This is a genomic window from Traorella massiliensis, assembly GCF_900104665.1.
In the GTDB taxonomy this organism is placed as follows: domain Bacteria; phylum Bacillota_I; class Bacilli_A; order Erysipelotrichales; family Erysipelotrichaceae; genus Traorella; species Traorella massiliensis.
The window spans coordinates 376,692-397,724 of the sequence record NZ_LT629969.1; the positions used below are offsets into that span (position 1 = coordinate 376,692).

Below are 21,033 nucleotides of genomic sequence, written 5' to 3' on the forward strand. Positions count from 1 at the left end.
ACAATGAAAAAATTACTGAAAGCAGGATTGGCTCTTATGATGGCTTGCTCATTGGCAGCCTGTGGTGATGATAGCGGGGGCACTAGCACTGAAGGAAATAAGGGCGGAACCTATATCGTTGCTGTAAGCGGTGAACCGAATACGTTGAATCCGGATACTTATAGTGATGATTACAATTATGATATGGCTCAGAATATTTTCAACCGTATCGTGAAGCTGAACAACAATTATGAAGTGTTGCCTGATCTAGCCGAAACATGGGAGGTATCGGAGGATGCCTTGACATATACCTTCCATTTAGTTGATAATGCAACATGGCATGATGGTGAACCGGTAACGGCTGCTGATGCGAAATATACGTACGATACGATCGTTGCGGAAAACTATGCCAATGCGAATGTATTTGCCTATGTAGATGAGATCGTTGCAGAAGATGATACGACTTTGGTATTTAAGATGTCTCAGCCGGATGCTTCTTTCTTGTCAAATCTGGCATGGTATGGAACATTCGTTTTACCACAGCATATTCTTGAAGGACAGGATTGGACAACGAGTGATTTTAATGAAAATCCGATCGGTTCAGGTCCATTCAAATTTTCAGAATGGAATAAAGGAACAGATGTAAGACTTGTACGTAATGATGATTACTGGGGCGATGTTGCCTACCTGGATCAGGTCATTTATACGATCATTCCAGATACCAATACACAGTATCAGGCATGGCTGAACAATGAAGTTGATGAAATTGCTTCTACAAGCATTCCGGTAAGTGAGATTGAATCATTGCAGGCTAATGGTGATTATACATGGGTTACTCAGGTATGGCCCTCTCCATACTATATTACCTTTAATTTAAATGATGGACCTTTTGCTGATGCTAATGTTCGTATGGCTGTTGCGATGGGTGTCAATCGTGAAGAAGTCAGTGAAAAAGCATTTGCCGGTTATAAGCCAGCTAATGATTACTATATTCCTGATATCTATACTGATGCCCTTAATGAAGATGCGAAACAGCCGGATTATGATCCTGATGGGGCAATGGCTCTTCTTGAAGAAGCCGGTTATACAAAAGACGCTGATGGTTATTATTTTGAAACGGAAGTAACGATTTTTGAAGGCTTTGAAGATGCTGCTACCGTTGTAATTGCTGAACTGGATAAGATCGGTATCAAAGCAACATTAAGCGTTCTTGATTACAATATCTGGACTGAACAGGTATGGAATAATCAGCAGTTTGAAATTACGATGGTCAGCGGTTTCCAAGGACCGGATGTATTAGGTACCGGCCGCCGCTGGACAGCCGATGGAACTGTTAATGTCAACTTCTATAGTGATCCTGAAATCGAAGAGCTGTATGCACAGGCATTAAGTTCTAGCGACCAGGATGAGATCAACGATCTGATGAAACAGATCCAGGTAATCCTTGCAAGAGATAATCCACTTGTAACGATGGTCAACTATGCGGATGTCGCTGCTTATAAGTCATATGTACATGGACATCCGATGTTCACTGATGAACAAGGCGGTTCAAGAGATAAAGCAGGATTCTCTGAACTGACATATGTATGGCTTGATGAAATAGAATAAAAGAAAAGACCGGTTAGGAGCGGTCAGATAGGGATTATAAATTCCTTAAAAATTCGGCATAGTCGTTGATATTCGGCTATGCCGCTTTTTCGTTTATTTTGGTAAGTCGATAGCGCCAATGCAGTTATAGAAAATCTGAATCCGCTGGGTTCTGCGGCCATCTATCTTTTCAGCCTTGAATACTATAATTTTGTCAATGAACTCTCTAATAATCTCTGCATCCAATTCTGTAATTTCTGTGTACTTTTTAACCAGTGCCAAAAGCGGTCGGTATTGAGGGAATGTTCATTTGCTGTATCAATGGTATGTTTTAATTCAGTTATCCTTTCTTCCAGAGCCTTCTGCTCGGCTTCATATTCAGCCGACATCTTGTAAAAACGCTCTTCGGGAATTTTGCCCATCACATTGTCCTCATATAGCTTTCGAATGATTTTGTCTATGTCAGCAATGCGAGTCTGTGCTTGTTCGTATTCCTTTTGACTTTGGCGGAGTTCTTTGGCAAGTTACTTTTCTGAATTATTCATAACTATACGGATGAATTCCTGTTCATGGTCTTTGGCAAAGGAGGTTACACGTCTTAAGTCTTCTAACAAAAGCTGTTCCACTACAACATTGCGTATCTGATGTGAACTGCACATACCCTTTTTCTTGCGCTAAGTCGCACTAACGAAATATTCCTTATCGTGTGTCCATCCCTTGCTTCTAACCTGATACAGCTTTGCCCCACAGTCGGCACAAAACATCATGCCAGAAAGTATTCCCATTTCACCTAATCGCGATGGTCTTCGCTTGCCATCTCTGATTTTCTGCACTGTTTCCCAAGTACCCTTATCAATAATTGCTTCATGGGTATTTTTGAAAACCAGCCAATCTTCTGGATTGTTCATTATCTTGACTTTGCTTTTGTAGGACTTTTTAGAAGTCTTGAAATTCACTGTGTGACCTAGATATTCCATTTTAGCCAGAATATCTGCTACGGTACGAGCCGACCAAGCATATGGGTTTTCAGGCGGTCTTGCTGGAGTGTTAATACCCATTTTGCGAAGATGAACCGTAGGTGTATCAATGCATCGCTTTTCAAGTTGCTTTGCTATCTGCGTAGGTCCAAAGCCAGCCATGCACAGTCGGAAAATATCTCTGACCACCTCGGCGGCTTTCTCATCTATAATCCAGTGCAACTTATCCTCAGGGTCTTTAATATAACCGTAAGGCGGATTGGTGCAGAGCGGCTTACCGGACTGTCCCTTGGATTTGAACACAGCACGGATTTTCTTGCTAGTATCCTTAGCATACCATTCATTAATAATGTTAAGAAACGGTGTAAAGTCACTGTCTGCTTGGTTTGCACTATCAATACCGTTGTTAATAGCAATGAATCGTACATCTGCTTCAGGAAACATAATCTCTGTGTAATAGCCTACTTTGAGGTAATCCCTGCCGAAGCGGGACATATCCTTGATAATAATCGTTCCGATTCTACCGGACTCTACATCTGCAATCATGCGGTTAAAGTCTGGTCTATCAAAAGTTGTACCGCTGACCCCATCATCCACATAAAATTCGATGTTGCGAAAACCGTTGTCCTCAGCATACTTTTTTAGAATTGCCTTCTGATTTTTAATACTGCCCGATAGTCCGTCTTGTTCATCGTCACGGGACAGACGGCAGTAGAGAGCAGTTATCTTTCTTGTTTTCATATTCTGCTTGGTTTCGGGCAGATATTTTATGTTTCTGCTTAAAACTTCAAGCGAATTGGCACCGGCAGCTTGCCGGTCTGACTGTTTGCTCATAATTCTCCTTTCCACAGCCAGATATGATATGAATTGTAGGATACTGTTATCATACCATATCTTCCGCTAAACTTCAACACTTTAAAGTGATAGCCTGATTTTTTCTCATCTCTTTATCATAATTCTTCGCAGCTTTTCTTCAAAGCTTTCGCTTGCAGTTTCATCAAAAAACGCTCTGACGATATATACCGTACCGTCAATTTCATTCGTAAACTTTAAGGGTTCGGGATAGATGGACTGCTCAAACCAAGCAAGCCGTTCTTCCTTTGTCATTTGGGCGAGTTTATCGGTAATATTATCAATTGCCTCCTGCAATTCATCAGTTTCTTGAATTGGATTTCCATTTTCGTCAATATAGATCATCGTGCGTCACGCTCCTTTCGCTGTGATTTTTTATGCTGTTGTTCTTCTTTCGCTCTGTATTCATTGGCATAGAGAAGATCCGTTTTTTCTTGAATTTTTACCGACCGATCCTCTATGCCTTTGTTCAGTTTCAAGCGCTTTCGCAGAGAAGTAATCTGTTCCGTAACCTTTGCTTTTTCTTCTCTCAAAATCTCTTTTTCGGCTGGTAAGGCTCTGCGGATTTTGTTTTGCAGCTTGGTGCGGTAAGCGGTCAGCTTGTCCATTTCTCCTTGCAGCTTTTCTCTGTCGGCATATAGATCTTCAAGAGTTTCGATTCCGTATTTGCTCATATACCGTACCTGATTGGACAACTCGTCCAGCTTCCGCAGATCCTCTTTGAGATAAGGACTTGTAGGACGATAAGTTGTTTTCTTCGGTAGAACGCCCAACAGATAGCAGTAGTGCAGATAAAGACGATAGATATGACTTGTCTTTTGGAAAGGTTTAAACCAGCTTCGCAAGTCCTGCGGCATTTGAGGTGGATAGGTGATTTCTGCTCTGCGGTTTCCGTATCTTGCGTATGCTCCCATATTTCTTTTAAAGTGATCCGGCGTCCATTTCTCATCAAGGGTATCAAGCCTTGTGAAGTGTTCATACTGCGGCAGGCGTATCTGCCAATGCTTTCCCGTAAAGTCGGTGATATATCCTTTTCGTCTGAGATAGTCCTCCATATAGTAGGGACGGCGGCTGAAATTGATGGCTTCTTTTACATCTTCCCGGTACACATTGTAGCGTGTCGGCTTTCCGCTTTTCTCATCCAGCCATACTTGCCTTGATGGTGCTTTATGCGGTTTTTCGATAACCGACAAGCCGTGTTCCCGGCAGATTCGGTCTGATACATCACGAAGCCTTTGCCTTTCAGAATTAGAGTAGTTGTATTTTCCGCCGTCAAGGAAAGAAACGGAGTTAAAGGCGAAGTGATTATGAATATGGTCTTTGTCAAGGTGGGTAGTGACGATGATCTGAAACCGATCGCCCCACATTTCCTTTGCCAGTTTCAATCCGATTTCGTGTGCCTGCTGTGGTGTAACCTCATCAGGCTTAAAGCTCTGATACCCGTGCCAAGCGATATATCCGTCGTCCTTTCCGTATTGTTTTTTGGTGAGTATCATCTGCCGCAAAGCAATCTCTTTTAAGCAGTTAATGGCGGAAACATACTCTCCGTTTTCAGTAGCTTCGGGTCGGCTGACATAGGAAAAGACATTGTAGAAGTCCTGCAAGCATTTATCTTTTGATACGGTCTTTTCGGGATTTTCTACATAGTCGATCAGGTCTTTTAATCTGCCTTTGATATGCCAAAGTGAAGTTGTAGCCATTATCCCACCTCCTGCAAATCTAATATTAAATACTCGATTTCTTTACAAATTTCAAGTGCGGAAGGCTCATATATTGCGCATTTCTTGAAACCGTTATGGACTGAGTAGAGGGAATTTAGCAGTTCCCAAAACTCCCGTGGCGGCTTTGCTTTTGGTGTTTTGCCTGCACAAAGCTGCCTTATGAACTCGGACTGCGACAGTCCGCAAAGGTTAGCACAACGCTCAAGCTTTTGTTTTTCTTCTTCGCTCAGTCTTACTGTTATGACCTTTTTATCACTTTGTTTCCTGCTCAAAATATATCATCTCCATTCTTGTGTTTTTGGCTTTGTAAAGGGGTATTCAGGGGTGCTTCCCCTGAGTTAGTCCACACGCCTTTAGGCTGTGGATTTGGATTTTGGGTATCAAAATCCGATGCTCGTTACTGTTGTGGACACACTTTCTCTCCTGTTTTCGCCGGTCTGCCTGAATGTCGTTTTTCTGTCCCTGCCCCGGAGTTTCACCGCAGCGTTGCTGTGCTCGCTCCTATCAAAAAGAGGTCGTCGCACAGTCATATCCCATCCAGCCGGTCATTAAGTTGTAACCGGCTTTCGGGCAACAAAAAAGCCGGCACACAAATGCGTACCAACTACCCGCAAAAAGGATAGACCTATCCCTTGCGGTGTGGCTTCACATTCATGTAACCGGCTTTGTAATTCAAAGTCGAAACTGTCATTTACGCTTGACCACTGCCGACAGTTTAGGGCAGTTCTGGAAGCGGCGGTATTTTCTTGACGATGGTAATCGTCTGCATACCCGCTGGCGTTGTCCGGCTTGCAGCCGTTCTCTCAATAAAATCTGTGAAAATATATTCAGTTGTAGGACATATAAACTGTCACTTTATATTATATAGAACAAATGTTTGCTTGTCAAGATTTTTCTCGTAAGCTGTATACAAAAAATCGTCCTGTGAAGTTTTCACAGGACGATTTCATCATTGATTATTTGCTGTATTTTCTCTTGCGGCTGTAAAGAACGGTGCCGGTCAGGGCAGTACCCGCAGCCAGCATTACCGCAATCCAAAGCGCGACATTGCTGCCTGCGCCGGTCTGGGGGACAGCGGTATCGTCAGCAACTGCTGCCGCCTTGATGGTAAACTCTGTTTCGGCTGTTCCTGTTTCGGAAACGATTGCCAGCGTGTGTTTGCCGACAGACAGGGTTTCCAGATATTCCGCTTTCAAGGTTACAATTGTACTTCCTTCTTTTACGGCGTAGTCGGAGGCGTCAAGGTCTTTGCCGTCAACCTGAACTTTAAGGAAATGTGCAAAAGCGGCGTTGGAAGTAAAGGAAAGTCCGTCCTTCGTACCTTTCTGCCAGCTACCGTTTGCTCCCTCAATGATAACCGCCTTGAAATCGGGGTCAATTTCGCCGCAGGCTGTGCATTTGCCGTTTTCGTAGCTGTGGCCCGTGGCTTCCAGCACCGTATCGGCAAGCCCGATTTCTTCTGCTGCGGTTTCATCGCTGAAATACTTATCGCAGGTTTCGCAGTACCAATACGCAATATTTCCGTCCTCGGTGCAGGTGGGGGCTTTCGCGTCTGTTTTCATCAGGCTGTGGCCGGTGGCCGGGACGGATGCCTCCTTCGTATCCGTGTAGGTACTACCGTTAAAATCAACCGTTGCCGTATAGGTAGTCACGCCGCTTTCCGTACAGGTTGCAGGCGTTTTTACTGCTGATGTAACGGTTACATTTGGGCTTTCCTTATGTTCCGAATTGTTTTGACAGGTAAAGGTCACCTTGCAGCTCGCTCCGTCCTCTGACCAGTTCCACTCCGGTTCGCCCCAGACATGGCCAAGTTTTTCTATGACAGTTCCTCTTTCCAGGATTTCTCCGCATACCTTGCAGACTTTATCCCCGGTGTAGCCATCTTCTGTGCAGGTCGCTTCCTTTGCACCTTTCACTTCTGACTCCCCATGGCCTTTGGCCGGAATCACGGTGCTTTCAGCGGTGATTTCGTTTACACCGTTCTCATCTTTGAAATACTTATCAAAGGCAGCAGAGTACCAGTACGCGCTGTTTCCGTCCTCCGTGCAGGTGGGGGCTTTCGCCTGGATTTTTTCCAGCGGCATGTTTTCCGCATAGATTGTGGCGTCAGCGTCATAGGTCTGCGTCCCCTTGCTGATCCATGTTTTCGTATCGCCATCTTTGAAGAAGAACGCATACCCGGTGGGATACTCTGTAAATGTGCTTCCCTTTGCCGAATAGTAAGATTTTTGTGTATTATCCGTCATAACAATCGTAATGCGGACAGGCACATAAGAAGTTACACCATCGGGAAGATTGCCTTTTAAAACGGGCAAGCCATTGGAGCCTTGCCCCCATGGTTTCTCTGTCTGCGGCTCGTTCAGCAGCCACGCCACCTCGCCGGAGGCGAACGCTTCCGCACTTTTTTCTTCTACATTATCAACTGTACCGCTATTGATGCTTACAGCTTTATCGCCTGTTCCGAAAAGGAAATAGCAGTTTTCTATGGTGCCAGTATTCCAACCGCACACGCCGCCGGCATAACCAGAACCGTCTGTGCTTGTGCCTGTGCCGCTGACTTCTCCCGTGTTATAACAGTTTTCTATGGTGCCGTAATCATTCAAACCGCACACGCCGCCGGCATAAGCAAAACCGTATGAGCTTGTGCCACTGACATCTCCTGTGTTGTAGCAGTTTATTATGGTGGCGCTGTTCCCATTAGCACCGCACACGCCGCCGGCATAAACAAAACCATATATGCCGCTGACTTCTCCTGTGTTGTAGCAGTTTTCTATGGTGCCAGTATTCCGACCGCACACGCCGCCGTCATAACCAGCACCGTCTGTGCTTGTGCCTGTGCCGCTGACTTCTCCCGTGTTATAACAGTTTTCTATGGTGCCGTAATCATTACAACCGCACACACCGCCGGCATGACCAGAAGCGTCTGTGCGTGTGCCTGTGCCACTGACATCTCCTGTGTTGTAGCAGTTTTCTATGGTGCCGTAATCATTCAAACCGCACACACCGCCGGCATAAACAAAACCGTATTCGCTTGTGCCACTGACATCTCCTGTGTTGTAGCAGTTTTCTATGGTGCCATCATTCAAACCGCACACACCGCCGACAAAAACATATTGTGTGCCTTCTCCGCTGACATCTCCTGTGTTGTAGCAGTTTTGTATGGTGCCAGTATTCCAACCGCACACGCCGCCGGCATAAACACGATTGCCTGAACAAGTGATTTTGCTGTCCGCAAGGCCCAAATTTTTGATTGTGCCGCCTTCGCCTAAAAAGCCGAATAATCCAGCGTATATAGTATTATCGGATTGTATGTCCACACTAAGTCCTGTAATGGTGTGTCCGTCGCCGTCAAATGTGCCTTTGTATTGGTTACTGTCATTTCCGATTGGTGTCCAGTTCGTGTCGATTAGGGTAATGTCCGCCGTCAGCACGGCGCAGGCGGTATTATCTCCTTCGTTTACTTTTGTCGCAAACTCGTAAAGGTCATCCGCTGCTGCGATTTCGTAGGGATTTTCCTTTGTGCCTTCCCCATCCATAGCAAAAGCATTTGCAGGAAACATAACAAGTATCATCATGAGCGATAACAATACCGTCAATGCGCTTTTAAATGATTTTTTCCTCATAAAACTTCCTCCTTCATTCCGGGCTCCATTGATTTGCCTGACCGAAACGCATTTTTTCATGGTCGCAAACGCCAAATAATGGGTTTTCTTTTTGCGGATAGCAGCGGCAAGGAACTGCAATCCATACCGGCTGGGGCTTCGTTTGGATATCGGGATTATTTTCAACAAACAATACTGTTATCCCCCCTCACCGCCTTGCTGCAAGGGCAACAAGGCTGACAAATAAACCAGGCGCACCCCGCCCGTTTCAGAACGGGCGGAATACGCCTTGAAGGAATATGCAACTTTGCTCTTGACAGGAAAAAGGGCAGAATTATGGCCGGCCGGATGGCTGTTAGCATTGTCCTCCTTTTCTGATCCATTGTCAAGCCCTCTCTTCACATAATTATACATCTATATTGTATCAGAAAATCGGCTTATTTTCAATATGTTTTCGAGAAAAAAAGACTGTGCCATGACAATCCATACCTTTCATCTGAAACAGTCCGTCCTGCTGCGTGGACATTTAGAGGTCAAAAAAGCCTGATTTTAAGCCGTTTTCCGAGCCTGAACTTTGAGGGTCAAGGTGTTTGTACCTTGCCCCTCGTTTTTGCGTTAGAAAGCGTTACAGGCTCATTTTTGCAGCTTTATCATAACCTTGTCCACAAGGCCTGTATCTCTTACCTGCTCAGCAGCTTGTTGCGGCAGACAAGCAGTGCGTTGAAAAGATACCGCCGTTCCTCTGCTGTGAGGTAAAGGCGATACTTTCGCTTTTCATACGAAGATCACCTCGGCGTTAACGGTTTCTGTAACCGCCGACCGCAGGGCGTTCATTCTGCGTATCCACTCCATCTGATTACCGGCTTTCAGTGTTTCGGTAATGCCTTCAAGTTCTGCTCTCTGCTTCATAAGACGGTCAAACAGTCTCTGCGCCTGTTCTTCAACATCGGCAAGGTAGGATTGCAGCTTGCCGCTTGTTAAAAGGCTGGTATAAAGTGCCTTTTTATGCTCACGGATATACCGCAAATACCGCTGTCCCCATATGCCGATGTGCCGTTCTTCTTTTTGGGCGGGTAATGTGAGATCAGGAAGATAATAATCGCCTTGTAAGGTATAGCTGATACCTGTTTGCTCGTTATAAATATTCTTTTGCATAATCACGCCTCCTTGCAGATCACTTTAAACTTCTTTTTCTTTGCGTTTATGATTTTAAGCAAAATTTCGTCAACTGCTTCTGTGTATCTTCCGTCAGCAATCAAACGGTTTCTTAATTCGTTCAGGCTGTTAATAATCATTCTACGCTCATATTCCTCAAGCACTATGTAATATTTTTCTTTCATCACTGTCACTCCCTCAATAAATCTTCAAAAGGGGGTTCGGAAGTGACGAAAGTATCAAGCATAAATTTAGCTCCTAAGCGAAATCCCATAATAAAACTGTCTAAATTAGATTCTCCGTTAACAATGCTCCAAGCGTTTACATAGTCGAGAAATTGCTTTTTGTTTTTATCAGATAGCGCTGTTGTCAAAAAATCTTCATTCGTCATCAGGATTTTCATTTGTTTTTGAACAGCCTTATTTTGTTTTGTGCTTCTCGCTTGCGGCTCGATGTTTCCGTAGTAAAATTCTTCAATAAAGTTTTTCATTATGTAATCCTCCGTTACGATTCAATTATCCCACTAATTCAATCAAACTGGCTGACTACAAAAGCATAAGGGAGACAACTTCCTTACGAAGTGTCTCCCTTGCCGTGTACTCTTTTTTAGATACCTCGTATCATGATGATGTGATGACAAAACGGGTCAAGTATGAAAATGACGCGATTTGTTTAGTAGCAAGCGAAGATGAGAAGATCGTTGGATTGATTGATGTGGAGATTGAAAAGAAACCAAAAACATTATGCGTTGCCTCATCTCATAGAGGGGCAGTCATTTGGAATTTAGCGGTATTGCCGCAATACAGACGCAGACATATAGCTTTAGATTTATGGAAAGAAGCAAGGAAGAAGCTTTTAGAGAAAGGTATTCATTATTGTGAGGTATGGACTCAGCAGGATGAAGCGGCAATCGCTGGTATCAATCACAAGGATTTAAAAATATTGAAGAGTATAATTGGTTGCGTTGTTATATTGAATCTCGAAAGGCGGATCATTTTTTGGATCATCAACATGCCGGGAAGATATATGGAGTGGATGAGTTGGTCATAAAGACAGAATGTTCACGCAGAAAAGAATTATCAGACTATTGTGATCGAATGGAAGAAGTTCGTTTATATGTTCTTGATCTGGATTGAGGATTTTGATAGGGGATCATCCGCTCCAAAAGGGTGTTTTTGAAACAGCATTGATAAGGACACCCAGGCATTTAAGTGAACAGATTCAATAACTGCGATTAAATGAAAGTTCTTCTTATGAAGAGCTTTTTCTTTATAAAAATGACTTGACAGGAAGGGAAGTAGGATTATAATAAAGTTAGTTAAAACTAACTCAGGAGGAGTCATCATGGAAGTTTTTCTGATATTAATTATTATCATGATATGTATTTATTCGATCAAGAGCTATATGAAAAAACTACAAAGCGGATGCTGCGGAGGTGAAAGTGAACCGATTAAAAAAGTACGCATAAAAGATAAGAATCTCTCTCACTATCCGTTCGAAGCAAAAATAAAAATATATGGTATGACCTGTTCGCATTGTAAAGTACGTGTAGAAAATGCTTTAAATGCCTTAGAAGGCGTATATGCAAAGGTACATCTTGATAATGGAATGGCGGAGGTGCATATGAAAAATAAAATATCTGAAGATACTTTAAGTCAAGCAGTCAAAGATGCCGGCTATCAGGTTCAGAAGATTTCTTTTAATTAAGCATTTGTATTAAATGATACAGATGCTTTTTTCATTTTTCGAAAAATGTAAAAAAATGGTAAGAATTTGACTGGAAACCTAGAAATTTTCTATCAATCAAATATTTATGATTTTATGATGAAAATTGCTACATTTCCAATCATTTCCATTATAAAACTAGAGAACGTAAAAGTCTTCATTTAGATCAATTAAGCATAGGGAAGGAGATAAAAATGAGAAGGCTTAAATTATTTTTAGCTTTAGCATTGGCAGCATCTGTATGTGTTCCTACTGTGAATGTTACCAATGTTACGGCAACTACGACAAATGAGAATGTTGTAGAGATCAGTAATGCTACAGAGCTTGCTGCAGCAATTGCTAGCCAGGCTGATGGCGGGGCAGATGGACAGACTTGGGTGCTTTCAGCTGGAGAGTATGTTCTTACAAAAGGCATGATAGACACTTATTCTAGTCTTAAGATTAATAATGCAACAGGTTTTGTATTCCCAATCACAGCTAATAATCTTACTATTGTTGGTGAAGGTGATGTAACAATCACAAGTGATTATGATCCAAATACAGGTAATTGGAACGGACAGAATTTTGTCACAATTGGTGGAAACGGCGTTACCATTGAAAATGTAACCTTAAAGGCAAATTATAACACATATTATGATGGTACAAATAAGGTTGTTGAATTGGTAAATGCAAAAGATCTGACACTTAAGGATGTTGATACAGTAACATTAGAATCCGAATCTGGTAAATTTGGTGGCTCTATTTATATTAATACTAAAGATGCTGGAAATACGGTTTTGGAGAATGTCACTCTTAGTGCATGGGTAAGTGCTGGTACAGTTACTGAAGGTAATGTAACGGTTAAAAATCTGACGATTGATTTTACCGATAATGCTTATGCTGGATATTATTCTGATACTTATGGATATGCTTGGAATCCGGGAGTTAGCGGAAGTAATGTCAATGTTGAAAGCATGACAATCAAGGTTGATGACAAAACAAATCTTCCTCAACAAATTGCAAAAGATGTAAGAGATAACACTACGATTGAATTAGCCAGTGATATTACATTAGACGAAGGATTATATTTTGTTGGAGAAGATGATAATCCTGTAGAAAATCTGACGATCAATGGTAATGGACACACAATTACAGCTTCAGATACATTCCATACAAATTCATATGGACAGAATAATCTTGTGAAATTTGATAAGGTAGAAAATGCTGTTTTAGAGAATGTTACTTTAGAGACTAATGAATTGGCAAAACATGTATTAGATGTTTATGATACGACATTAACTATTGAAAATGTTACTTTGGATCATACAACAGCACAAAGTGGTGCACCTTTGATCGTAAATCAGAGTGATGTGACATTAAAAGGTGATGTTGAATTTGTTACGGGTGCTAATTCTTGGTATGCTGTCAATGTTGACGCAAGAGATCAGGAAGCTTCATTGAATGTAGATGATAACGCTGTTGTAACATTCGGTGGTGATACAACAAAATTACCTGTTTTTGTTAGCAATAGTACAGGAACTTCAACAGTTACTGGTCTTGAAGATTTAGGTAACGGTGTTTATGGTGAAGTAGCTGCTACAATTGGTGAAGATAAGTATTCGAGTGTTCAGCTTGCTGTTGATGCTGCAAAAGATGGGGAAACAGTTGTAGTTTCTAGCGGCAGACATGAAGAAGAAGTTAAGATTTCAAATAAGGCCATTAAGTTAGTTGGTGAAGAAGGCGCTGAATTATTTGGTGTCGTTGCTGTTAACACAACAGATGAAGAACTTGAAGGATTGACGATTGAAAATATTCATTTCTATGGCGCTTCAAATGTAGTGTCTCTTGACACAAATGCGTCTACAATTTATCTTCAGGGTAAATACAAAGATGTAGTTATCAAAGATAATGAATTGATTCTTGAAGAAACATTAGGAAATGCTCCTTATACAGTAGCGATTACTACAGGTGCAGGTATCAATGGTATGCTTGTTGAAAATAATGTCATTAAGAATTATACAATCAGTGGTTATCATAATCCTGTATGGGCAAATACTGATGAAACATCTTCTACTAATATTTCTTATGTAGGAAATACTTTTGAAAATATTTTAAGTGGTGTCTATTTTGGTGGTGTTGATAATGTTACTGTAACAGGTAATACATTCATTAAATCAAATGGAGTTCGTTTCCAATATGGCTCAACAATTGCTGATTTGAGTGAAAATGCATTTGTTTCATATCCAGATGATACAACTTATGGAAGATATGCTGTTCGTTTCTATGATGGTGGTGTAGAAGGTGAAGCTGATCTTTCAGATAACTACTGGGGTGTAGAAGATATTCAGACAGTGATTACAAATGAAGATACTGATTTTGATTATACATTAGATACTTACTATGTATCAGCTGATATGACTGATAAGAATACAGATACAGATGTATTTGAACTTGACAGTCTTGAAGTTGAATTACAGGAAGGTGCTAAGTTAACAGTCAAAGCAACGGCTAAAGATCATGATGGTAACCCAGTTCCTATTACATGGACATCTAAGGATGAAAGTGTTGCAACTGTTAAAGATGGTGTGATTACAGCTGTTAAAGAAGGAGAAACAGTAATCGTTGCAGATGCTAACGGTGTAACTAGAGAAATCAAAGTTACAGTTACTAAGGCTGGTGGCAATGTTCCGACAGATCCAGATACTGATACTGAAGATAAACCAACAGAAACTCCAAATACTTCAGATATGAGCTTGCTTGGATGCTATGGAATGATGGCTGTTCTAAGTCTTGCAATTCTTGTAGTATTAAACAAAAAGAGAGCTTTATCTAAATAATTGTATTAAGATGAAGAAATGATAAAAAGGAGAAGTTCAGAAATGAATTTCTCTTTTTTTTATATTAGGAAATTTCAAATTTAGGGGGAGAAGGTCAAAAAAGCACCCCGATATAAAAGGGCGCATTAAAAAGAGGAATAGATAGAACGTTTTTTACTGCTCTCTATTCTTGACTTTATTGTAATAATCCATCGTTACAACTTCACCATCTTCGCATTTGTAACACGCCGATGAGAAATGATCATCCAGACCGCATTCTTCATTCATTTCGCTGATCTCCGCAATCAGCCATGAGGGAATCTTCTGCTCGTGTCCGCATGCAAGACACTTGCACCTTACAAATTCGTCCCTGGCTATAAGATCCATTTCGTCAAATAATTTTTTATCTTTCTTTATCATCGCAATCAGCTCCTTTCCATCCTGTATCATCCGAAGATAAAGACCTCGACGAATTCCATGACTCTCCCGCATGAACATTTCAGCGGAAAGCAAAAGAAGGAGATGTGAAGGTGCCGGTGGAACCACGCCGCTAGAAAGGCAGGTGGGTATGCAGATAGGGAGTTGCTTATTTGCATATGATTTTGGTTACAAAATCATTTTCTTGCATAATATGATAGTGGAGGGATCTATTGAATATCAATTCTTTTATTACGGGCGATCAACAGCCCCTTGTATTTCTTCATGGATGGGGAGCTAATATGCAGATGATGAATCCTCATGCTGCATTACTCTCTCATGATTATAAATGTATTAATCTAGATTTGTTTGGTTTTGGGAAAAGCGATGAGATTGAAAATTATCAGAAATTTGAAGATTATGTCGATGCATTGCATACATTTCTTATATCAAAGAATATTTGTGATCCGATATTCATCGCTCATTCCTTTGGTGCCCGCATTGCTATTAAGTATGCTTTAAAATATCCGGTTAAAGCGATGATACTGACAGGAGCAGCCGGCATACGGCCTCCTTTATCATTAAGAAAAAAATTACGTATCTATCTTCATCATAATGGCTTTAAAATGAAAGGCAGTTATGATTATGAAAAAGCTTCAGGATTTTTAAGAAAAGTTTTGATAGATGCTGTGAATCAGGATCTAAGTGAAGAAATGAAGAAGATTGAAGTACCTGTTTTGCTTATATGGGGGAAAAATGATAAAGAAACGCCTTTGTGGATGGGAAAGAAAATGCATGAGCTGATATCACAGAGCAGTCTTATTGTATTTAAAGATGGTGATCATTTTGCTTATTATCAGGAATATGCCCGTTTTTGTTTTATTGTTAAAGAGTTTTTGGAGGGACTTGATTTATGATTGCTGCTCTTATTTATTGGAACTTGTTAAGTATAGATGATATTTGTTTCTATCAGAAGATTCATTATCAAAAAGATCGTTATTTGAATACGATGGATCTCATGGTCAAAGATTTGATATTGATGATTATATTATCTGTTGGAGTTATATTGCTTGAAATCTATGATGTAGCTATTCTTTATTATTTGATTATTTTGATGATGCTGCCAGCAGCTATTAAAAAGACAAAGATATTTCAAGATAAATTAAAGGTAACGAAGAGGATCATACGGCTTTTTTTATTAATTGTTTTTTTGGATTTTTTATTTTTGGCTTTATCTTTGATCATTTGGGAAGTATTGAATCAGTTAATTATGTTATTTATGATGATTTTTCATCATTTTGTTTTTTATCTTTATATTTGGATTTGTGACCCAATTGAAATTTCAATTCGTAAAAGTTATGTTTTAAAAGCCAAGAAAAAATGTGATCAATTTGAAGGAATTAAGATTGGTATTACAGGCAGTTATGGGAAAACAAGTATTAAAAATCTTGTTTATGATGTATTATCAATGAAATATTTATGTTTAAAAACGAGGGCTTCTTATAATAATGAGATGGGGATCACAAAAACAATATTGGAAGAAATGAATGATCAAGAGGTTTTTATCTGTGAAATGGGTGCTGATCATATGCATGAAATTGAAGATCTCTGTACTTTTGTAGAACCTGTGATTGGTATTGTATCAGCAGTAGGTCCTCAACATCTTTCTACCTTTAAATCGATCGAGAACATTCTTCATGAGAAGATGAAGCTGTTAGAATCGTTACCAAAGCAGGGAATGGGATTTTTTAATTTTGATAACTTTTATCTTCATGAGCAGGAAATGAATCTGGCATGTGAAGTGACTCGTGTAGGACTTCATAGTGCAGCACAACTGAAAGCGGTCAATCTTGTCTGTGATCATTTAGGAAGTCAGTTTGATGTGATGTTAGAAAATCATTTGGTTCATTTTTCAACGGTTCTTTTAGGTGAGCATAATATTTTGAATTGTCTTTTTGCGATTGGAATAGGGCATTATTTAAAGGTTGATCCTGTTTTGATCCAAATGGCAATTGCTTGTGCTAAGCCGATTGAACATCGGATGGAATTAAAACCTTTTTATAAGGGAATGTGTATTGATAATGCTTATAATTCAAATCCGGAGAGTGCCCGTATTTCTCTTGAGGTGCTCAAAATGATGCCAGGAAGGCATTTGATCGTGACACCTGGATTTATTGATTTAGGAGACTTGCATGGCTATTACAGTAAACTCTTTGGTATGCAGATGGCTTTTTGTGAGAAAATCGTATTGATTGGTGAATGCAGTGATATTGTTTCCGGCTTAAAAGAAGTACATTATGATATGGAAAATGTTGCTTATTGTGTAACGATGAAAGATGCTTTGATCTTGATGAGGGCGATGATTGAAGAGGGGGATACGATGTTAATAGAGAATGATATTCCTGAAATTTTAATGAACGCTTCGGAAAAGAAGGCATAGGTTATTGTAGGAGGTTTCTATGAAGATTGCACTGATTTATGGCGGAAGCTCAACAGAACATGAAATTTCGATTCTTTCTGCTTTGCAGATGATCAAATATTTTAAAGAAGATGAAGTGATCTTAGTTTATACAAGTAAAGAAAATCGTTTTTATATTGGAGAATGTTTACGTGATTTTGATTTTTATGCCAATGTAAATCTTCGTTTATGCAAAGAAGTAACATTTGAGAAAAATTATCAGGATGTATATCTAAAAGTAAAAAGAGCCTGGAATCAAAAGATCATGATTGATATGGCATTTCCTTTGATGCATGGTGTTAGCGGTGAAGATGGCAGCATTCAGGGACTATTAGAACTTTTAGATTTGCCTTATGCGCAAAGTTCATTAGCTACTTGTGCTATTTTCATGGATAAAGATTTAATGAGAAGGATGTTTCAAGTATTTCAAGTGCCACATAATGAAGGAGTCGTCATTCATAAAGATATGATCTTAAATAATCTAAGCCTTTTAAAAGAAGTTCCTATTGATAAACCATGGATCGTGAAACCAGCAAAAGGTGGCAGTTCTATCGGCATCAATTGTGTGTATGATGATGAAAGAATGGATCGATTGATATGTGAATCATTTGCTTTTGACAATAAATTAATTGTTGAGAAAAAACTAGAAAATGTACGGGAATTTAATATTGCAGTGATTGGTAATGAACATGAACAGATTCTTTCACATATTGAAGAAATTCATATCGATCATGACTATTATTCTTATAGTGATAAATATGGTGGCTCATTAGTAAAACAAAAACCAGCAACACGTACTTGTCCTGCTGATTTGGATAAAACGCTTATCCAGGAAATTCAAGAATTAGCTAAAAAAAGCTTTATTGACTTTGAATGTAGCGGGGTCGTTCGTTTTGATTTTCTTTATAGTGATCATTTAATGATGAATGAAATTAATATTATTCCTGGTTCTTATTCTGTTTACTTATTTAAGGGAATCATAACACCTCATGAAATGATTGAAATTATGAAAAGATGCGCTAAAGAAAAGTATTTAAAGAAAATGAAAGAAATCAGAGAGATTGATTCTTTTATATTTAAAAGAAAATGGGATGTAAATCTTTTAAAAAAATGACAGCTTTGCTGTCATACATATTACCAGAGATCTTCTAAGTGATGTGCATTCATATCCGCTTGTTTTAAAAGTTCAGCTTCATAAAAATCAACCTTGTCCTTATTGCTATGTAACGCAATCACATCATAAATCAGCTTTAATTCTTCATCATTGAAACAATGATACTTTTCTAAAAATTCTTTCGCAAACTTAGCACTCGTCAATGCATGTTTACCTTTAAATCCTAAATAGGTGCCTATATCATGAAGAAGTGCTGCGATATGCAGACATTCATTGTCTGTAAGCTTTTCTATTTCATGATAAACATTTAAATGATGATTACGGCATAATTGACGGTTAAAATCATTTTCAATCGTATCATATAGCTTGAAAATATCGGATTTGACTCTTTCTAATCTTTTCATGCTTCAAGTATATCATTTTTTATAAAAAAAAGGTATAATGAAAGTAGAATTTAAGAAGGAGGACAAATGATGTCAACACCACACAATAGCGCAAAACCAGGTGAAATTGCGAAAACAGTTTTAATGCCCGGAGATCCGCTGAGGGCCAAATTTATTGCGGAAAACTTTTTAGAAAATCCTGTACAGTTTAACTCCGTACGTAATATGTTAGGATACACAGGTACTTATAAAGGTAAGAAGGTATCTGTTATGGGAAGCGGTATGGGTATGCCAAGTATCGGTATTTATTCATATGAATTATATAAGTTCTATGATGTTGAAAATATTATTCGTATCGGTTCTGCTGGTGCTTATTCACCAGAATTAGATCTCTTTGACACAGTTCTAGCAAAAGATTGCTGGAGCGAATCAACCTTTGCAAAGGTACAGAGTGGCGATGAGTCAGATATTCAGACACCAAGTCCTGAACTGAACCAGAAAATTATTGATGCTGCCAAGAAACTGGATATTCCTTTAACTTTAGGAAGAATTCATTCAAGTGATGTTTTCTATCATGAAGATGATAGCACAGATGATTTCTATAAAAATCATGGCTGTGATGTTGTGGAAATGGAAAGCTTTGCACTTTTCCACAATGCAAAAGTATTAGGCAAACATGCAGCATGTCTGATTACGGTGAGTGATTCTTTTGTAACTCATAAAGAAACAACAGCTGAGGAAAGACAGACAAGCTTTACGAGCATGATGAAGATTGCACTTGAAGCAGCCATTAGCTAATATAAGATAAAATGATTCTTGTGAAAATCAAGAATCTTTTTCTTTTTCAGTTTTGTTAAGACAAAAGAAAGAGCACTGCGATCCATGCCTAGATAATCCGCCATCTGCTGGCGTGTAAAAGGAATCATAAAAGAAGAAGATTGATTTTTTAATTGATAGTCATTGAGAAATGAAAGAATTTTTTCTTCTGCTTTTCTTTTAGATAGGTGATTGACTCTTTGTGATAGAAATAAATTTTTTTGAGCCATGATCTGTGTAAGATTGATTAAAAAACTTTTATCGATCTGATTTGAAAATAGATGGTTTGTAGGAATCCATAAAATTTCACATTCGCTTTGGGTGATGACACTCACATGAAATGGCTCATGGGCAAGGGCAAAGGTTTCCATGAAAAGATCATTTTCACTGATTTCGCTTAAAAGAATTTGATTGCCATTATAATCTGTGCGTTTAATATGGAGCTTTCCTTTTAATAAAATGCCAAATTTATCAGTATGATCAAGGGGATGAGCAAGGATATGATTTTTTGAATATGTTTTTTTATAAGCGTGGATTTCATGAAGAAGCATAGTAATTTGATTTGGTGTATATTGTTTAAATAATAGGCATTGATTTAAATTCATAAAAAACTTCCTTTCGTTGTAATTACAACATATTTTTATTATCATATCATATAAAATAATCATGGAGGTAATGATATGCTAAGAAAGATAATCAAGATTGATGAAGAAAAGTGTGATGGCTGTGGTTTATGTGTAGATGCCTGTCATGAGGGAGCAATTGGTTTAGTTGATGGTAAAGCAAAATTAATGCGTGAAGATTATTGTGATGGTTTAGGAGACTGTTTGCCAGCCTGTCCACAGAATGCAATCAGCTTTGAAATGCGAGAAGCTCCAGCCTACAATGAGACCGCTGTATTGGCATCAAAACAATGTTCATGTCCAGGATCCCAACCAAAAGCAATTCATAGAGAAGCATCTGTAAAACATGAGGAGATATATGGAGAATTAAGGAACTGGCCGGTTCAAATCAAATTGGCACCGATTCAAGCAGCTTATTTTAAAGATGCACGTCTTTTGGTAGCAGCTGATTGCTCAGCTTATGCTTATGGTAATTTTCATCAAAAGTTTATGAGAAATCATATTACTTTAATTGGATGTCCTAAGTTAGATGATGTCGATTATTCAAAGAAATTAAGTGCTATTATTCAAAATAATGATATAAAAAGTGTGACTGTGGTACGTATGGAAGTACCATGTTGTGGTGGAATCGAACATGCAGTGATCGAAGCTTTAAGAAATAGCAGAAAGATGATTCCATGGCAAATCGTTACTATATCTGCAGATGGTGAAATTATAGAATAAAGGTTAGGAATTGATTCTTAGCCTTTTATTTACAATGATTTAAAGTGTTGAAATATATATTTGATTATGATCTTATCAGCCCAAAAATCATTGTTTCATACTGTGA

At 39.3% G+C, this 21,033-nt stretch carries 24 protein-coding genes; 9 read left to right on the forward strand and 15 right to left on the reverse strand.

The window, feature by feature from the left end:
- The first annotated feature begins 3 nt into the window (after window positions 1–3).
- The gene (locus BQ5367_RS09075) at window positions 4–1,587 is read left to right on the forward strand and encodes an ABC transporter substrate-binding protein (protein ID WP_071442205.1); all 1,584 of its coding nucleotides are present in this window, start codon (window positions 4–6) and stop codon (window positions 1,585–1,587) included.
- Window positions 1,588–1,680: 93 nt separating this feature from the next.
- Here the strand turns inward: BQ5367_RS09075 and BQ5367_RS13840 are convergent, their stop codons facing one another.
- From BQ5367_RS13840 to BQ5367_RS09115, 12 genes are all read right to left on the reverse strand, one after another.
- Window positions 1,681–1,848, reverse strand: a complete 168-nt coding sequence (locus BQ5367_RS13840; RefSeq protein WP_328586472.1) for a DUF4368 domain-containing protein — start codon at window positions 1,846–1,848, stop codon at window positions 1,681–1,683.
- On the reverse strand, window positions 1,770–1,988 hold the full coding sequence (locus BQ5367_RS13845) for a hypothetical protein (protein ID WP_235858785.1): 219 nt from the start codon (window positions 1,986–1,988) through the stop codon (window positions 1,770–1,772). Before BQ5367_RS13845 ends, BQ5367_RS13840 begins: the two co-directional genes overlap by 79 nt.
- A 102-nt stretch (window positions 1,989–2,090) precedes the next feature.
- The gene (locus BQ5367_RS13970) at window positions 2,091–2,225 is read right to left on the reverse strand and encodes a hypothetical protein (protein WP_268874451.1); all 135 of its coding nucleotides are present in this window, start codon (window positions 2,223–2,225) and stop codon (window positions 2,091–2,093) included.
- A 15-nt stretch (window positions 2,226–2,240) separates the two neighbouring features.
- Window positions 2,241–3,377, reverse strand: coding sequence for a recombinase family protein (locus tag BQ5367_RS09080; RefSeq protein WP_235858758.1), 1,137 nt, complete (start codon window positions 3,375–3,377; stop codon window positions 2,241–2,243).
- Window positions 3,378–3,482: 105 nt separating this feature from the next.
- The gene (locus BQ5367_RS09085; RefSeq protein ID WP_071442206.1) at window positions 3,483–3,740 is read right to left on the reverse strand and encodes a transposon-encoded TnpW family protein; all 258 of its coding nucleotides are present in this window, start codon (window positions 3,738–3,740) and stop codon (window positions 3,483–3,485) included.
- Complete coding sequence (locus tag BQ5367_RS09090; protein ID WP_071442207.1) at window positions 3,737–5,095, reverse strand: relaxase/mobilization nuclease domain-containing protein; 1,359 nt, start codon at window positions 5,093–5,095, stop codon at window positions 3,737–3,739. The genes BQ5367_RS09085 and BQ5367_RS09090 overlap by 4 nt, the downstream gene beginning before the upstream one ends.
- Window positions 5,095–5,388: a DUF6290 family protein gene (locus tag BQ5367_RS09095; RefSeq protein ID WP_071442208.1), complete on the reverse strand. Its 294-nt coding sequence runs from the start codon at window positions 5,386–5,388 to the stop codon at window positions 5,095–5,097. Before BQ5367_RS09095 ends, BQ5367_RS09090 begins: the two co-directional genes overlap by 1 nt.
- A gap of 684 nt (window positions 5,389–6,072) precedes the next feature.
- Window positions 6,073–8,739 carry a GLUG motif-containing protein gene (locus tag BQ5367_RS09100; protein ID WP_071442209.1) on the reverse strand — a complete coding sequence of 889 codons (2,667 nt, stop codon included), beginning with the start codon at window positions 8,737–8,739 and terminating at the stop codon, window positions 6,073–6,075.
- Window positions 8,740–8,752: 13 nt separating this feature from the next.
- Window positions 8,753–8,911 (reverse strand): hypothetical protein, encoded by a 159-nt coding sequence (locus BQ5367_RS13590; RefSeq protein ID WP_161940486.1) that lies wholly within the window; start codon window positions 8,909–8,911, stop codon window positions 8,753–8,755.
- 581 nt (window positions 8,912–9,492) lie between these two features.
- Complete coding sequence (locus BQ5367_RS09105; protein ID WP_071442210.1) at window positions 9,493–9,873, reverse strand: TnpV protein; 381 nt, start codon at window positions 9,871–9,873, stop codon at window positions 9,493–9,495.
- A 2-nt stretch (window positions 9,874–9,875) separates the two neighbouring features.
- A complete protein-coding gene (locus tag BQ5367_RS09110; protein WP_071442211.1) occupies window positions 9,876–10,058 on the reverse strand; it encodes a hypothetical protein in 183 nt (60 codons plus the stop codon).
- A 5-nt stretch (window positions 10,059–10,063) separates the two neighbouring features.
- A complete protein-coding gene (locus BQ5367_RS09115; RefSeq protein WP_071442212.1) occupies window positions 10,064–10,363 on the reverse strand; it encodes a DUF6809 family protein in 300 nt (99 codons plus the stop codon).
- A 104-nt stretch (window positions 10,364–10,467) separates the two neighbouring features.
- Here BQ5367_RS09115 and BQ5367_RS09120 point away from each other — a divergent pair, with 104 nt between their 5' ends.
- The 3 genes from BQ5367_RS09120 (at window position 10,468) to BQ5367_RS09130 (ending at window position 14,414) form a co-directional block, all read left to right on the forward strand.
- Complete coding sequence (locus BQ5367_RS09120; protein ID WP_074022015.1) at window positions 10,468–10,923, forward strand: GNAT family N-acetyltransferase; 456 nt, start codon at window positions 10,468–10,470, stop codon at window positions 10,921–10,923.
- 294 nt (window positions 10,924–11,217) lie between these two features.
- Window positions 11,218–11,580, forward strand: a complete 363-nt coding sequence (locus tag BQ5367_RS09125; protein WP_071442214.1) for a heavy-metal-associated domain-containing protein — start codon at window positions 11,218–11,220, stop codon at window positions 11,578–11,580.
- Window positions 11,581–11,792: 212 nt separating this feature from the next.
- Complete coding sequence (locus tag BQ5367_RS09130) at window positions 11,793–14,414, forward strand: right-handed parallel beta-helix repeat-containing protein (protein ID WP_071442215.1); 2,622 nt, start codon at window positions 11,793–11,795, stop codon at window positions 14,412–14,414.
- Window positions 14,415–14,567: 153 nt separating this feature from the next.
- On the opposite strand, the gene BQ5367_RS09135 is transcribed toward BQ5367_RS09130, so the two are convergent.
- Window positions 14,568–14,885 (reverse strand): hypothetical protein, encoded by a 318-nt coding sequence (locus BQ5367_RS09135; RefSeq protein WP_143052380.1) that lies wholly within the window; start codon window positions 14,883–14,885, stop codon window positions 14,568–14,570.
- Between the two features lie 158 nt (window positions 14,886–15,043).
- On the opposite strand from BQ5367_RS09135, the gene BQ5367_RS09140 reads away from it, so the two are divergent.
- The 3 genes from BQ5367_RS09140 to BQ5367_RS09150 are packed head-to-tail and all read left to right on the forward strand — an operon-like array spanning window position 15,044 to window position 18,382.
- On the forward strand, window positions 15,044–15,727 hold the full coding sequence (locus BQ5367_RS09140; RefSeq protein ID WP_071442217.1) for an alpha/beta fold hydrolase: 684 nt from the start codon (window positions 15,044–15,046) through the stop codon (window positions 15,725–15,727).
- Window positions 15,724–17,250, forward strand: coding sequence for a Mur ligase family protein (locus BQ5367_RS09145; RefSeq protein WP_071442218.1), 1,527 nt, complete (start codon window positions 15,724–15,726; stop codon window positions 17,248–17,250). Before BQ5367_RS09140 ends, BQ5367_RS09145 begins: the two co-directional genes overlap by 4 nt.
- A gap of 19 nt (window positions 17,251–17,269) precedes the next feature.
- Window positions 17,270–18,382, forward strand: coding sequence for a D-alanine--D-alanine ligase family protein (locus BQ5367_RS09150; protein ID WP_071442219.1), 1,113 nt, complete (start codon window positions 17,270–17,272; stop codon window positions 18,380–18,382).
- Window positions 18,383–18,402: 20 nt separating this feature from the next.
- Here the strand turns inward: BQ5367_RS09150 and BQ5367_RS09155 are convergent, their stop codons facing one another.
- On the reverse strand, window positions 18,403–18,786 hold the full coding sequence (locus BQ5367_RS09155) for an HD domain-containing protein (RefSeq protein ID WP_071442220.1): 384 nt from the start codon (window positions 18,784–18,786) through the stop codon (window positions 18,403–18,405).
- A gap of 69 nt (window positions 18,787–18,855) precedes the next feature.
- On the opposite strand from BQ5367_RS09155, the gene deoD reads away from it, so the two are divergent.
- Entirely contained in the window at window positions 18,856–19,563 is a 708-nt protein-coding gene (deoD, locus tag BQ5367_RS09160; protein WP_071442221.1) for a purine-nucleoside phosphorylase, read from the forward strand.
- Here deoD and BQ5367_RS09165 read toward each other — a convergent pair.
- Window positions 19,560–20,186 carry a Crp/Fnr family transcriptional regulator gene (locus BQ5367_RS09165; RefSeq protein WP_071442222.1) on the reverse strand — a complete coding sequence of 209 codons (627 nt, stop codon included), beginning with the start codon at window positions 20,184–20,186 and terminating at the stop codon, window positions 19,560–19,562. The two genes, deoD and BQ5367_RS09165, sit on opposite strands and share 4 nt — an antisense overlap.
- Before the next feature lie 75 nt (window positions 20,187–20,261).
- Here BQ5367_RS09165 and BQ5367_RS09170 point away from each other — a divergent pair, with 75 nt between their 5' ends.
- On the forward strand, window positions 20,262–20,927 hold the full coding sequence (locus tag BQ5367_RS09170; protein ID WP_071442223.1) for an ATP-binding protein: 666 nt from the start codon (window positions 20,262–20,264) through the stop codon (window positions 20,925–20,927).
- Window positions 20,928–21,033: the final 106 nt, after the last annotated feature.